This window comes from Kocuria varians, from assembly GCF_006539885.1.
Classification (GTDB): domain Bacteria; phylum Actinomycetota; class Actinomycetes; order Actinomycetales; family Micrococcaceae; genus Kocuria; species Kocuria varians.
In genome coordinates this window covers 59,202-72,680 of sequence record NZ_BJNW01000018.1, presented here as the reverse complement: position 1 = coordinate 72,680, position 13,479 = coordinate 59,202, and the positions used below count along the sequence as shown (strand labels likewise).

The window sequence follows — 13,479 nt, the reverse complement described above, 5'->3', positions numbered from 1 at the left end:
CCGGACCTCTTGAGGTCCGGCCCGCCGTCGTCGTTCGGTCGGGGGGGGTGGGGGATCAGGCGGCGCGGTCGGAGCGGCGGTCGTCGTGGGCGGTGACGCCGTAGGGGACGGAGCCGGCCGCGGGGTGCGCGGGGCGGCGTTCGTCGGCACCTCGGGCGGTCTCCCGGGCGGCGTCGGCGGTGCGTGCGGTGTCCTCGCGGGCCGCAGTGGCGCCGGCCGCGGGGAGAACCCGCTGCGTGACACCGGCCTGCTGCCACGAGAACCCGAAGGCCAGAGCGGGGACCACAGTGTTGGCCACGGTCGCACCGACCATCACGCCGACGAATGCCACGGGCACCGCGGCGAGGACGTCCAGGGGGAAGTGCGCGCCGGAGTAGACGCGTGCCGCCGCCACGAGAACGACCGCCACCGTGCCCCACGTGGCCGTGCGGCGCCGGGCGCGGGAGCTCGAGGCCACCAGGGTCAGCGCCATGACGATGGCGACCGCCGCACCGGTGTGCGAGGAGGGGAAGGACAGCGAGCCGGTCACGGGGGCGAGGGGGTCTCCCGTGAGGAACGTGGGCCGCGGACGGTTCACGAGGACCTTCACGAGGCCCACGGCCGCCCACCCGGAGAGGGCGAGGATGCCGAAGCCCGTGGCGTCCAGGGGTCGTCGTCTCACGACCGCGAGCCACCCGATGAGGGCCGCGACCACGAGCACCACCGCGCCGTTGGACAGTGCGAACTGCACCGCCGTGGCGAGGGTGTCCAGGAGGGCATTGCGATGCTGGGACAGCCCCTCGAGCAACGCGGTCTCCCCGTCGGTGACCTGCGGTGACAACACCAGCAGCCGACCGATCGTCGCCGTGAGCAGCACGGTGACGAGAGGCACGGCCACGCGGTGTCGCAACTGCGGCAACTGCCACGGGGACCCGCCCGGCGAGGGGGAAGTGTACTGCGCCGGATTGGTCATGCCCCAATGGTGGCACGTCACACCGAGTGATTCCTGATGCTGGCGTGTCGTGACGCACTTCGCACAAAAAGATGACGATTCATGTTGTTTCACGTGAAACAAAAAATAGGAATACGCACTTTTTCGTTTGTATGCCTCACTAAGTATTCACATGAACCGGGTTCTCCGACATTTCCGCGCCGTGGGCTCACGGGCCTTGCGACATGGCCCGGTCATCGTTTACTTTCCCCCTCCCCCGGCCTACCCTGGGTGCACTGTCCTTCCCCGACAGCTGCCAGACCGAGTCGCCCAGGCCCGGAAGACCCGCTGCAACGGGCCCCTCTCCCTTGGCGTCGCCCCGGACGAACGGCGAAGCCTCGGGTGCAGGACTTGCACAGAGTCGAGCGTTGCACAGCAAGGGAGCTGCGGGATGAGCCATCCAGGGCAAGTACACGAGCCGGAGCGTCACCAGACGAACACCGCGGCCGTCATTCGGATCACGACCGTGGCGGCCTTCGGCGGTCTCCTCTTCGGCTACGACTCCGCCGTGATCAACGGCGCGGTCTCCTCCATCCAGTCCACGTTCGACGTGGGCCCCGGTCCGCTCGGCTTCGCCGTCGCGGCCGCCCTGCTGGGTGCGGCGGTGGGCGCCTTCTTCGGCTCCCGCATCGCGGACCGCACGGGGCGCATCCCCGTCATGAAGATCGCGGCGCTGCTCTTCCTGCTCTCCGCGATCGGCTGCGCGCTGACGCAGTCCATCGAGTGGCTCGTCTTCTGGCGCGTCATCGGCGGCATCGGCGTGGGCGTGGCCTCCGTCATCGCCCCGGCCTACATCGCCGAGGTCGCCCCCGCCCACCTGCGCGGCCGGCTCGGCTCGCTGCAGCAGATGGGCATCGTGCTCGGCATCTTCCTCTCGCTGCTGATCGACGCACTGCTCGCCCACTGGGCCGGCGGCGCCTCCCAGGAGCTGTGGCTCGGTCTGGCCGCGTGGCGCTGGATGTTCCTCATCATGGCCGTCCCCTCAGTGCTCTACGGCATCGGCGCGTTCATGATCCCGGAGTCCCCGCGCTACCTGGTCTCCGCCGGTCGCCCGGACGAGGCGCGCGCCGTGCTGTCCCGCATCCACGGTGACGACGCCGTGGACGCCCGTGTGGCGAAGATCGAGAGCACCGTCAACAACGAGCGCAAGCCCCGTTTCGCGGATCTGCGCGGCTCCATGGCCGGTCTGAAGCCCGTCGTGTGGGTGGGCATCGGCCTGGCCGCCCTGCAGCAGTTCGTGGGCATCAACGTGATCTTCTACTACTCCAATGTGCTGTGGGAGTCCGTGGGCTTCAAGGAGTCGGACTCGTTCACCATCTCGGTGGCCACCTCCGTGGTCAACGTGCTCGTCACCATCGTGGCCATCTTCCTGGTGGACCGCGTGGGGCGCCGCCCGCTGCTGCTCGTGGGCTCGACCGGCATGGCCGTCACCCTGGCCGTCCTGGCCGTGGTCTTCGCGACCGCCAACAAGGTCATGGTGGACGGCCAGCTCACCCCGGACCTCGGCCCCGTGGCCGGTCCGCTGGCACTGATCGCCGCGAACCTGTTCGTCGTGTTCTTCGGCGTCTCGTGGGGCCCGCTCATGTGGGTGCTGCTCGGCGAGATGTTCCCCAACCACATCCGCGGTGCCGCCCTCGCTGTGGCCGGCGCGGTGCAGTGGATCGCGAACTGGGCCGTCACCGTGTCCTTCCCGTCCATGTCCAACTACTCGCTGGGCATGACCTACGGCGTCTACGCGTTCTTCGCGCTGGTGTCGCTGGTCTTCACCGTCAAGATGGTGAAGGAGACCAACAACGTGGAGCTCGAGGACATGACCGCCTCCTGACCCTCGTCGAACTCCCCACGACGCCCCGGCCCGCAGCACAGCGGACCGGGGCGTCGTCGTGGGTGGCCGCCGCGCGACGTCGTCGCCCTCGTCTGCGGGCCGGCACGCCCCGGCCCCTCGAAGAGCGGACGAGCGGCGCCCGCCGCAATACCGCACGGAACCCTACTGTCAGGTATTTTCGAGACACACATCACGAGCACCACGTGATGGGCGGTCCCTCGCACTTCAACGACGAAAAGAGAGCACCCATGACGCAGCGACCCGTCCCCGCCTCCTCAGGACTCAAGTCCGCGGGGCAGGTGATCGTCGACTCCCTCGCGGCCCACGGCGTGGAACGCGCGTACGTCGTGCCGGGCGAGAGCTACCTGGACGTGCTCAACGGGCTCTACGACTCGCCCATCGACACCGTGGTGTGCCGCCACGAGGGCGGTGCCGCCTACATGGCTGAGGCGGACGGGAAGATGAACACCGTGCCCGGCGTGGCCATGGTGACCCGCGGGCCCGGCGCGGCGAACGCCCACGTGGGCCTGCACACCGCGTGGCAGGACTCCACCCCCATGGTGCTGTTCGTGGGTCTGATCCCGTTCGAGCACCGCGAGAAGGAGGCCTTCCAGGAGTTCGACCCGCACGCGTGGTTCGCGTCCGGCGCCAAGCGGGTGATGGTCCTCGACCACGCCGAGCGGGCGTCCGAGTACGTGGCGGAGGCGATGTTCGCCGCTCGCTCCGGCCGCCCGGGACCCGTGGTGGTGGGCCTGCCGGAGGACATCATCACGCGGAAGATCAGCCCCGAGCTGCACCCGGAGATCCCCGTGGCAGGCGGCGGCATGACGGTCGCGGACTGGAAAGCCCTCAAGAAGGCGCTGAAGGCGTCCGAGAAGCCGCTGTTCGTCTTCGGCGGCAACGACTGGACGAGTGAGGCCGCGGAGGATTTCACCCGGTGGCTCGAGGCGCACCACCTCCCGGCCGCGGCGGAGTGGCGCTGCGAGGGCACCGTCCCGTTCGGCTCGCCCTCCTACGTGGGCCCCATCGGCTACGGACGCCCCAAGCCCACGTTCGACCTCCTGGAGGAGACCGACCTGATGGTCTTCGTGGGCACCGTTCCTGGTGACGTGATCACCAACGGCTTCCTGGCGCGCCAGGACTGGTCCAAGGACAACTTCATCGTGACCATGGACCCGTCCATGCGCGGCCGCTCGGGTCCGGTGAGCCACCAGATCGTGGCCAAGCCGGACGTCTTCGTGCGCGACCTCGTGCGCATGGACCTGCCCGTCAAGGACTCCTGGCGGGACTGGTGCTCGCGGATGCGCCGGCAGCAGGAGGAGTTCTCGGCGCCCACGGAGACCTCCCCGGCGGACGGTCCCGCCACGATGGACACCCTGATGGCGAACCTCGTGGCCACGCTGCCCGAGGACGCCTTGGTCACCTTCGGCGCCGGCGAGCACACCAACTGGGCCCACCGCTACTTCCCCACCAACGGCTACGCCTCGATGATCTCCGCGCGCAACGGGTCCATGGGCTACTCGGTCCCGTCCGCGGTCGCGGCCTCGCTGAACCATCCCGGCCGCCGTGTGGTCTCGATTGCCGGCGACGGCGAGTTCCTCATGAACGGCCAGGAGCTGGCCACGGCCGCCCAGTACGGCGCCACCCCGCTGGTGATCGTGATGGACAACCATGAGTACGGCACCATCCGCACCCACCAGGAGCAGCACTACCCGGGGCACGTGTCCGGCACCCAGCTGAAGAACCCGGACTTCGCGGCCATGGCGCGCGCCTTCCACGGCTTCGGCGTGCGCGTGGAGCGCGAGTCCGAGATCCCCGCCGCACTCGAGCAGGCCTACCGGGCGATCGACGAGGACCACACCTTCGCGCTCATCCACCTGATCGTGGAGCAGCGCCGCAAGGCGTACTGAGTCAGGCATACACACTGGTCAGAACCCGGTGACGACGACGCCGCGGTGCGCCTCCCACGGGACGCGTACCGCGGCGTCGTCGTGCGTGGGGCGTGCCTCAGCGCAACGGGTGCGCGGCCTGGTCCCGGTGCATGCGTCCCACGACCACCGCGAGGATCCCCAGGGCGGGTGTCAGCACGGCCACACCCCAGAACACGGCCTCGGGAGGCAACACCCGGGAGACGGGACCGGCCACCGCCATCGAGACCGGCATGAGTGAGAGCGAGACGAAGAAGTCCAGGGAGGAGATGCGGCCCAGCATGCGCCCGGGAACCCGGCGCTGCAGCAGCGTCCCCCAGATCACCTGTCCCGCACCACCCGTGGCCCCGAAGACGCACAGGCACAGCGCCATGACCCACCACGAGTGCGTGCTCCCCACCAGGCCGAACGGCAGCGTGCCGAAACCCCACAGCCAGATCATGGTGGTGAGGTACTTCCGCGGCATGGGGAAGGAGGCCATGACGGTCGCCCCGAGTGCGGTGGAGACGCCGTAGAGACCGAGCATCACCCCGTAGCCGGCCACCGTTCCGCCGAGCCGGTCCACCACCAGGAACGGCACCAGCACCTCCAGCGGACCCATAAAGAGGAAGACGGCGCTCATGGCCCACAGCAGCGTCCACAGCAGCCACGGGGTGCGCAGGCAGTAGCGGAAGCCGTCCAGGAGGTCACGCAGGGCGGAGGGTCGGGCGGAAGGTTCTTCGCCCGCCCCGGTGGGCGAGGCTGCCGGGGCGGCGTCGGCGAAGGCGGCGGGAGCGACGTCACGCTCGGGCACCCTCAACCGCAGCATGAAGCCGAGCGCCACGGCGTGGGCCACGGCGATCGCCAGGACGGGCGCACCCGGCAGCGCGAGCCCGGTGAGCACCCCGCCCACGGCGGGCCCGGCCGCGAGCTGCAGCAGCGGACGAGCGGTGCCCTCCACGCCGTTGGCCGCGAGCAGCTGGTCCGGCGGCAGGATCCGGGGCAGGGCCGCGGAGTAGGCGGGGTAGAAGAAGCCCACGGCACCGGAGAACACGAAGGCGGCGAGCGCCAGGTGCCACAGCTGCAGCGTGTCCGCCCAGGTCAGGACCACGATCGTCAGGGCCATCGTGAGGTTGCACAGCTCCACGCAGCGCAGGATCACGGTCACGGGGAAATGGTCCGCCGCCACACCACCCAGCAGCACGAAGACCACCGCACCCAGCGCACCGGCGGAGGTCACCAGGGAGAGGTCCACCGCGGAGCCGCCCAGCGCCATCACGCGCGCGACGAGTGCCACGGCCCACAGCCCGGACCCGAAGACGCTCACGCACATGGCGAGCGCCAGCACGGTGTAGGTCCGCGAGGTGAAGGGGCGCAGGGCGCGGGGAAGGGCCACCGTCACAGGCTAGCGACCCGCGGTGCCCAACGGTTCAGGAGCTCCGGGGTTTCGAAGGTCCGAAGGTCCGTGAGGTGGCTCTCGCCATGGCCTACCGTGGGATCCAGAAGCCGCCCCACCCACCGAGGAGCTCACCGTGCGCGCAACCCATGTCCCCGCCACCGGGATCGTCAACGTCGAGCAGTGGCCGGAGCCGGAGGCCACCAGGGAGGGGCAGTTCGTGGCCCGCGTGGTGGCGGCGTCCGTGTGCGGCTCGGACCTGCACTCGGTCCTGCACGGCACCCTGCACCCGCGGGGTCCGGAGCTCGTGGGGTACCCCGGTCACGAGGGTGTGGGCGTGGTCGTGAGCACCCGCTCGGAGAAGTTCCCGGTGGGCACGCCCGTGCTGTGCGTCCCCCCGGGAGAGCTCGGCGGAACATTCGCGGAGTTCATCCTCCTGGACGAGGACCACGCCGTGGCCCTGCCGCAGGACGTGGACCCGGAGGACCTCACCACCATGCGGCGCTACATGATGGCCCAGCAGATGGGCACGTGCATCTACGCCATGGACCTCTACTGGCCGCGGGAGGTCCCCGAGCGCCACGCCGGCACGTGCGTGATCATGGGCGCCGGTTCGGCCGGACTGTTCTTCCTGCAGGACGCCCTGCTGCGGGGCTTCGAGCAGGTGATCGTCTCGGACGCGCAGCAGTACCGCCTGGACATCGCCGCGGGCCTGGGGGCCCGCACCGTGCTGGTCACGGAGGAGAGCCTGCCGGACGTGGTCTCCGAGCTGACGGACGGCGCCGGGGCGGACCTCGTGATCGAGGCCGTGGGCTCGGACGCGCTGCGCACCGAGGCAGTGCAGATCGTGGCCCACCGCGGCATCGTGGGCTGGTTCGGCCTGTACGAGAGCTTCGAGCCCGCGCCCGTGCCGGTCTACGAGGTGTTCCGCAAGTGCGTGCGGCTGCAGGGATCGGTCGCGGCCCAGTCCGAGCCGGGCCTGAAGTCCTTCCGCGAGGCCGTGCGGCGCATCCACGCCGGAGAGGTGGACGTGGACTACTGCCTGGGCCCGGTGCACACCCTCGAGGAGACGGGCGAGGTGCTGCGGATCGCGGAGCGCGGCGGTGACGGGAACGTGAAGTTCACCATCATTCCGTAGCGTCCTCCCCCTTGCGCCCGTTGCGCAGGCTCGTGAAGATCTGGAGGGCCACCGGGATCAGGGACAGCGCCACGATCAGCACGGCGATCAGGTCCACGTTGTCGCGGATCAGCGGGATCCCGCCCAGCAGGGATCCGGCCACCACCATGATCGTGACCCACAGGAAGCCGCCCAGCACGTTCCAGCCCACGAACTGGCGGTAGGGGTGCCGCGCGGTGCCCGCCACCAGGGGCACGTACGTGCGCACGATCGGCACGAAGCGCGCGAGCACGATCGCCCGGCCGCCGTACTTGAGGAAGAACTCCTCGGTCTGCGTGAGGTACTTGGTCTTCAGGAAGCGGGCGTCGTCCGAGAAGAACCGGCGCCCGAAGCGGTTGCCCAGGTAGTAGCCCACCTGGTCGCCCGCCACCGCCGCGACGAACGGCACCGCAATCATGAGCCACAGCGGGAGGTGCAGCGCCTGGTGCAGCAGCCCGCACGCGAAGAGCAGGGAGTCGCCGGGCAGGAACGGGAACAGCAGCCCGGACTCGATGAACACGATCACGGCCGTGCCCGCCAGTGCCCACGGCCCCAGCTGTTCGAGCAGCTGGGTCGGGTCACCCAGGGGGAGCAGTTCCGGGGTGAGCACGCCCGCGGTGGTCAGGAGTTCAGGGGTCATGGTGTCCTAGTATGCCTTCCGTTGCGGAGCGGCGCGTGCCCGATGCGTGCCCGGGCGCTGCGCCCCGGGGTGCCCGCGCTCACTTCTTCTGCGGTTTCACGAACGGGAAGCCCAGCACGTCGCGGATGGACGTGGCCGTCATGAGCATGACCAGGCGGTCCAGTCCGATCCCGAGCCCGCCGGCAGGAGGCATGCCCACCTCCAGGGCGTCCAGGAAGTCGTCGTCCACCTCCATGGCCTCCGGGTCCCCGGCCGCGGCCTTGAGGGACTGCTCGGTGAGCCGGTGGCGCTGCACCACGGGGTCCGTGAGCTCCGAGTACGCCGTGCCCAGCTCCATGCCGTTGACCACCAGGTCCCAGCGCTCCACGAGCCCCGGTTCGCTGCGGTGCGGCGCGGTGAGCGGCGAGGTCTCCTCCGGGAAGTCGCAGTAGAACGTGGGGAACACGGTGTGGGGCTCCACAAGCTCCTCGTACAGGGCCTCCAGCACGGCGCCGGGGCCCATGCCCGGACCGATCTCCACCCCGTACTCCGCCGCGGCGCCGAGCAGCAGCTCGAAGTCCGAGTGGATGGACAGCGGCCGACCCACCGCGCGGCTCACGGCGTCCGTCACGGTGACCACGGGCCACGCCCCGGACACGTCCGTGAGGATGGGCTCGGCTGCGGGGTCGTGGACGTCGCGCAGCGGGAGCACCGGCGAGCCGTGGAGGGCCTGCGCCACGGCCTTGATGAGCGCCTCCGTGAGCTCGCGCATCACCGTGTAGTCCGCGAACGGGTGGTAGGCCTCGAGCGCCGTGAACTCGGGGTTGTGGGTGGCGTCCGCGCCCTCGTTGCGGAAGTTGCGGGCCACCTCGAAGATGGGTCCGCTGCCCGCCACGAGCAGCCGCTTCAGGTAGAGCTCGGGGGCGATCCGCAGCGTCAGGTCCATGCCGTAGGCGTTGATGAACGTGCGGAACGGCCGCGCGGACGCACCGCCGTGCACCGTGTTCAGCACCGGCGTCTCGACCTCGCGGTAGCCCCGGTCCATGAGCAGCGCGCGCACGGTGTCCACGGCGCGCGAGCGCTGCCGCAGCAGCTCCATCTCGTGCGGGTGCACGAGCAGGTCCAGCGAGCGCCGTCGCAGCCGCTGCTCCGGGTTCTCGAAGCCGCTGTAGGGCACCGGCTGCAGCGCCTTCGCGGCCATGGTCACACGCCGCGCGAGCAGCGAGACGGTCCCGGTGCGGGAGGTCCCCCAGTGCCCGTCCACGACCACCAGGTCCCCCACGTCCAGGTTGCGCCGGATCACCTCCCAGGTGGGGTCCACCTCGGCGCGGTCCACGAGCACCTGGGCGGTGACGCCGCCGTCGGTCAGGTCCACGAACGCCACGCCGCCGAAGTCGCGGATCCTGCGCACACGCCCGCTCGTCCGCACGGACGACGACGCCGCGGCGTCGCCCCGCGCGCGCTCGGCCACCGCCTCCGCCACGGAGCCGGCGTCGGCCAGACCCACGGGGTACGGGTCCACACCCTCACGCGCCAGGGCACGCGCGTGGCGCATCCGGTGCCGCGTCTGCTGCGAGCGCCGCGGGGCCAGCACGCGCATGGGGGCGGGCTCGTGCTGGATCTCGCGGATCTCCGCGAGCGTCTGCTCGTCGAGCGCGGGCTGGGGGGCGGTGCGCACGAAGATTGCGGGAAGGAACCCCTCCACCTGGGCGGTGGCCAGGGCCATGCGCGGCAGGGCCAGGACGCCGCCGAAGCACGCGTAGCGCGGCACCCACTCCGGCAGGTACTTGGCGTTGGAGCGGTAGAGGCTCTCCAGCTGGAAGAAGCGGTCCATCCACCCCAGCACGGAGGAGTTGAGGCGGGTGATCACCCCGGCGCCGAGCTTCTCGGAGTCCTCGAAGACGCCGCGGAACATGGCGAAGTTCAGGGAAACCCGGCGGATGCCGCGGCCCGCGCAGTGCTCCATGAGGTCCGTGACCATCAGCTCGGTGACGCCGTTCGGGGCGTGCGGGGCGCGGCGCATCACGTCCAGGGAGAGACCGCTGCGGCCCCACGGCACGAACGAGAGCAGGCCCTGGGCGGTCCCCTCCTCGTCGCGCGCGACCACCAGCAGGCACTGGCCGTCCGCGGGGTCGCCCCAGCGGTTCAGGGCCATGGAGAACCCGCGGTCGGGCTCGTCCCCGCGCCATCGGTCCGCGAGCACGCCCAGCCGTTCGAGCTCCTCCGCGGGGACGTCCTCGTGGCGGGCGATCTCCGTGGTCAGCCCCGCCCGGCGGGCGTGGCGCACGGCCCGGCGCACCGGTGTCATCGAGGAGTTCGCCAGGGAGTAGCGGTCGGGGTGCAGCACGGCCTCGTCGCCCATGACCAGAACACTCATGCCCGCTTCCGCATATACCCTAGCGGCCCGCTCCGAGGCGGAGGTCACGGCCGGGAGCAGCCCGTAGCGGTGGGACCGCCCGAGCCAGCGCGCCACGGCGTCGGGCCAGGACGCCGGATCACCCACCGGGTCGCCGGAGGCGATCGAGACCTGGCCCACCACGCGGAACGTCACGCACGCCCGGCCGTCCGCGGAGAAGGCCGTGGACTTGTCCCGCCGCGTGGCGAAGTACCCCAGGGAGTCCTCGTCCCCGTGCTCCCGCAGCAGGCGCCGCACCGCGACCTCGTCCGAGGGCGTCCAGGAGGCAACACGAGAGGAGGAGCGCAGGAAGATGAGCACCGCGAGCACGATGGTCAGGGCCAGCAGCGCCGAGGTCAGTTCCGGGAGCCACGGCGGGACGGTGCTGAAGTACTGCCGCCTCGGCCCGGTCCAGCCCAGGCTGCGCACGAGCGCCTGGGCCAGCACGTTCCAGTCGTCGATCGCGGAGCTTGTGGTGGCGTAGAGCAGCGCGTGAGTGACCGCCACGGTGAGGACCGTGCCGCCCAGCAGGGTGGCCAGGGCCGCGACGACGCCGCGGGACTCGGTGCGCGCGGGGAATGCGGGGCGCAGCCACCACAGCAGGACCAGTGCGGTGAGGCCCACGAGCACGGCGACCGCGTCCAGCGTCGGGTTGATCCAGGGGGGAAGGTGCCCGCGGTGCGGAAGACCGGGGACCGTGGCGCGCAGCACCAGCATGAGGACGGACCACACGACGCCGCCCAGCTGCGTGATCCCCACCAGGTACAGGGCCATCCGCTTGCGCCGCACAAGCGCCCCCGTGAGCAGACCGAGCACGACCACCGAGACCAGGGAGGGCGCCACGGGAAGGTTCAGCGTGCCGAAGAGCAGCGAGGGCAGCGGGTTGAGGCGCGTGACCCAGTGCAGCAGCAGGAGCACCACACCGGCCGCGGTGGCCAGTGCGAAGACGCCGGTCAGGAGCTTGGCCCACCGCTCCTGCCGCGGCGAGGGGGCCCGGAAGTCCGGCACCCCGCACCCGTGCGCCACCTGGGTGTCACCCATCAACTCCCCCTCGCTGGCCCGGTGGAACCTCCGGACGAACGGCTTGTCCCTATGCTGTGTGCGGTACGTGGAACCGCCGGACACCTCTCTAGACCCGCGGCCTCCGCACTGCACTTAAGATACGTGGGAAAACACTGGAAACGAGCAACCCCCAATGGCGTTCTTCGAACTGAACGGATGGCCCCTCCTCATCACGGTCACGGCCGTGACGGTCCTGCTGGTCGTCGTCACCGTGGTCGTCCTGCCCCGGAACCGCCGCCCCGGCCTGCTGAAGTACGTGCTGCAGTTCGCGTGCCTCGCGCTCGTGTGCGTGCTCGTCCTGGCGGCCTGTTTCCTGAAGATGAACATGGACAACCAGTGGTACTCGAGCTGGGGGGACCTGCTCTCGGACGGCGGAGGGGCCGTGACCACCACGAACGCCGGGGCCGCGTTCGCCGCCGTCACCGCGGTCAAGGAGCTCCCCCGCGCGCAGTACACGGCAGCCCAGACCGATCCGGCGCGCAATGCGGCCTTCGGATCGCAGCTGGACTCGAACAGCACCTCCGGGCAGTGGGTGTACCTCAAGATCCCGGGCAGCCAGTCCGGGATCACGCAGGACGCCACCGTGTGGCTTCCTCCCTCCTACCTGAAGGAGCCGGAGCGCACCTACCCCGTGATCACGGCGTTCACCGGCTTCCCCGGGGACGTGCGGACGTACACCCAGGCCATGGACATCGCCCAGCACATCCGGGAGAACGTGGCGGACTCCACCCTGCGTGAGAGCATCGTGGTGATCCCGGACGTCTACCCCGGCAACAACGACACCGAGTGCGTGGACAGCAACCACGGCAAGTGGGAGACCTACGTGAGCAGCGACGTGGTCTCGTGGATCCGCGGCAACCTGCGGGTGTCCACGGACCGTGACGCGTGGGCCACCCTGGGCTACAGCGCCGGGGGGTGGTGCTCGTCCATGTTCACGGTGCGCCACCCGGAGATCTGGGCCTCGAGTGTGAACCTCGCGGGGTACTTCACGCCCATGTACACGAAGGGTGAGGTATGGAAGACAGCGGACCCCGCGGCCTACGACCTCGGCAAGGTCGTGGCGCGCGAGAAGCCGGACGTGAGCATCTGGTTCTTCACCGGCGGCGAGGACTCGATCTCCGTCAAGGCCATCCGGGCCTTCGAGCGCACCGTCTCGGCCCCCACGCGCCTGTCCAGCAACGTCTCGCAGACCGGGGGACACCGCGTGGCCCTGTGGGAGGCGCAGCTGGACCCCAGCCTCGAGTGGCTGGGCCGGACCTCCCCCGCGTTCGCCGCGATCCCCGCCTGAGCATCGGAACCCATTCATGAACACCTGGGAATACACGCTCACGGTGCTCAGCACCGCGCTGGCGGGGTTCGACCCCGCGCCCATGGTGATCATGGCCGCGGCGCTCGGCGCGGGCATCCGGCGCCGGCACATCGTCGGTGCCTCCACGCTCCTGCTGGGCGGCACCGCGGCGTGGGGTCTCGCCCTCACGCTGCTGCTGGGCCCCCGGCTGCAGGAGGTCGACTGGTGGCACCTCGTCCGCCAGGGCAGCATCGCCGCGTGGATCGAGTTCGCGCTCGCCCTCGGGATCGGCGGGTACGCCGCCTGGCGGGCCGTGGCGCGGCGTCGGCGGCGCGGCGTCCCGGAGCCCGAGGAGAAGCCCGCCACGAGCCCCTGGGGTCTCTACGTCACGACCCTCGTGTTCGTGGGCATCGTGATCTTCGACCTGCCGTTCGACATCCACGTGGCGGTGGCCGCCGCCCAGCCGCTTCCCTGGGGCGTCGCGGGCTGGATCGTCTGGGCGCTCGTGAGCCAGCTGCCGCTGACCCTGCTCGTGGTCCTCACCGCGTTCGGCCGCCAGGAGCGCTTCTCGAAGGTCATGCGCCGGGCCTGGGACACCATCTCCCCGTGGGTGAACCTGGCCCTCACCTGGCTGCTCGCCCTCGTGGCCCTGTTCCTGCTCGTGGACTCGGGAGCCTTCCTGCTCACCGGCCAGTTCCTGGTGCACTGACCTCCGGGGAACGACGACGCCGCGTGCGCGGCCCTGCCCATCGACCGGTTCGCACGCGCGGCAGCGGCCGTGGGCAGGGCTCGTCATGGACTGTCGGCGGTGGCTCACCCGGGCACTGCGGCACCGGGCAGCGGGAGTCGCTCTGTGGCACC

Annotated in this window: 9 protein-coding genes; 5 read left to right on the top strand and 4 right to left on the bottom strand. The window is 70.7% G+C overall.

The genetic code is table 11. The features are described 5' to 3' along the window. Nucleotides 1-55: 55 nt before the first annotated feature. A complete protein-coding gene (locus KVA01_RS10155) occupies nucleotides 56-952 on the bottom strand; it encodes a phosphatase PAP2 family protein (RefSeq protein ID WP_082810288.1) in 897 nt (298 codons plus the stop codon). Nucleotides 953-1,361: 409 nt separating this feature from the next. Between KVA01_RS10155 and KVA01_RS10150 the strand changes: the two genes are divergently transcribed. Further along, the gene (locus KVA01_RS10150) at nucleotides 1,362-2,795 is read left to right on the top strand and encodes a sugar porter family MFS transporter (protein ID WP_068468527.1); all 1,434 of its coding nucleotides are present in this window, start codon (nucleotides 1,362-1,364) and stop codon (nucleotides 2,793-2,795) included. A 248-nt stretch (nucleotides 2,796-3,043) separates the two neighbouring features. Continuing rightward, nucleotides 3,044-4,705 (top strand): thiamine pyrophosphate-dependent enzyme, encoded by a 1,662-nt coding sequence (locus tag KVA01_RS10145; RefSeq protein ID WP_141270085.1) that lies wholly within the window; start codon nucleotides 3,044-3,046, stop codon nucleotides 4,703-4,705. A gap of 97 nt (nucleotides 4,706-4,802) precedes the next feature. On the opposite strand, the gene KVA01_RS10140 is transcribed toward KVA01_RS10145, so the two are convergent. Further along, on the bottom strand, nucleotides 4,803-6,098 hold the full coding sequence (locus tag KVA01_RS10140; protein WP_141270083.1) for an MFS transporter: 1,296 nt from the start codon (nucleotides 6,096-6,098) through the stop codon (nucleotides 4,803-4,805). A gap of 136 nt (nucleotides 6,099-6,234) precedes the next feature. On the opposite strand from KVA01_RS10140, the gene KVA01_RS10135 reads away from it, so the two are divergent. Then, nucleotides 6,235-7,236 (top strand): zinc-binding dehydrogenase, encoded by a 1,002-nt coding sequence (locus tag KVA01_RS10135; protein ID WP_068468523.1) that lies wholly within the window; start codon nucleotides 6,235-6,237, stop codon nucleotides 7,234-7,236. Here KVA01_RS10135 and KVA01_RS10130 read toward each other — a convergent pair. Together KVA01_RS10130 and lysX are read right to left on the bottom strand one after the other, a co-directional pair. Then, on the bottom strand, nucleotides 7,226-7,894 hold the full coding sequence (locus KVA01_RS10130; RefSeq protein WP_141270081.1) for a DedA family protein: 669 nt from the start codon (nucleotides 7,892-7,894) through the stop codon (nucleotides 7,226-7,228). The genes KVA01_RS10135 and KVA01_RS10130 overlap by 11 nt on opposite strands. Nucleotides 7,895-7,973: 79 nt before the next feature. Next, nucleotides 7,974-11,309 (bottom strand): bifunctional lysylphosphatidylglycerol synthetase/lysine--tRNA ligase LysX, encoded by a 3,336-nt coding sequence (gene lysX, locus KVA01_RS10125; RefSeq protein ID WP_141270079.1) that lies wholly within the window; start codon nucleotides 11,307-11,309, stop codon nucleotides 7,974-7,976. Nucleotides 11,310-11,463: 154 nt separating this feature from the next. On the opposite strand from lysX, the gene KVA01_RS10120 reads away from it, so the two are divergent. Both KVA01_RS10120 and KVA01_RS10115 read left to right on the top strand, forming a co-directional pair. Further along, nucleotides 11,464-12,618: an alpha/beta hydrolase gene (locus tag KVA01_RS10120; protein WP_141270077.1), complete on the top strand. Its 1,155-nt coding sequence runs from the start codon at nucleotides 11,464-11,466 to the stop codon at nucleotides 12,616-12,618. Nucleotides 12,619-12,634: 16 nt separating this feature from the next. Beyond that, nucleotides 12,635-13,327 carry a hypothetical protein gene (locus KVA01_RS10115; protein ID WP_141270075.1) on the top strand — a complete coding sequence of 231 codons (693 nt, stop codon included), beginning with the start codon at nucleotides 12,635-12,637 and terminating at the stop codon, nucleotides 13,325-13,327. Nucleotides 13,328-13,479: the final 152 nt, after the last annotated feature.

What these genes read in the sequence shown, in the direction of transcription:
- KVA01_RS10155 (WP_082810288.1), bottom strand. Translation starts at nt 952, where the DNA reads ATGACCAATCCGGCGCAGTACACTTCCCCCTCGCCGGGCGGGTCCCCG.
- KVA01_RS10150 (WP_068468527.1), top strand. Translation starts at nt 1,362, where the DNA reads ATGAGCCATCCAGGGCAAGTACACGAGCCGGAGCGTCACCAGACGAAC.
- KVA01_RS10145 (WP_141270085.1), top strand. Translation starts at nt 3,044, where the DNA reads ATGACGCAGCGACCCGTCCCCGCCTCCTCAGGACTCAAGTCCGCGGGG.
- KVA01_RS10130 (WP_141270081.1), bottom strand. Translation starts at nt 7,894, where the DNA reads ATGACCCCTGAACTCCTGACCACCGCGGGCGTGCTCACCCCGGAACTG.
- lysX (WP_141270079.1), bottom strand. Translation starts at nt 11,309, where the DNA reads ATGGGTGACACCCAGGTGGCGCACGGGTGCGGGGTGCCGGACTTCCGG.
- KVA01_RS10120 (WP_141270077.1), top strand. Translation starts at nt 11,464, where the DNA reads ATGGCGTTCTTCGAACTGAACGGATGGCCCCTCCTCATCACGGTCACG.
- KVA01_RS10115 (WP_141270075.1), top strand. Translation starts at nt 12,635, where the DNA reads ATGAACACCTGGGAATACACGCTCACGGTGCTCAGCACCGCGCTGGCG.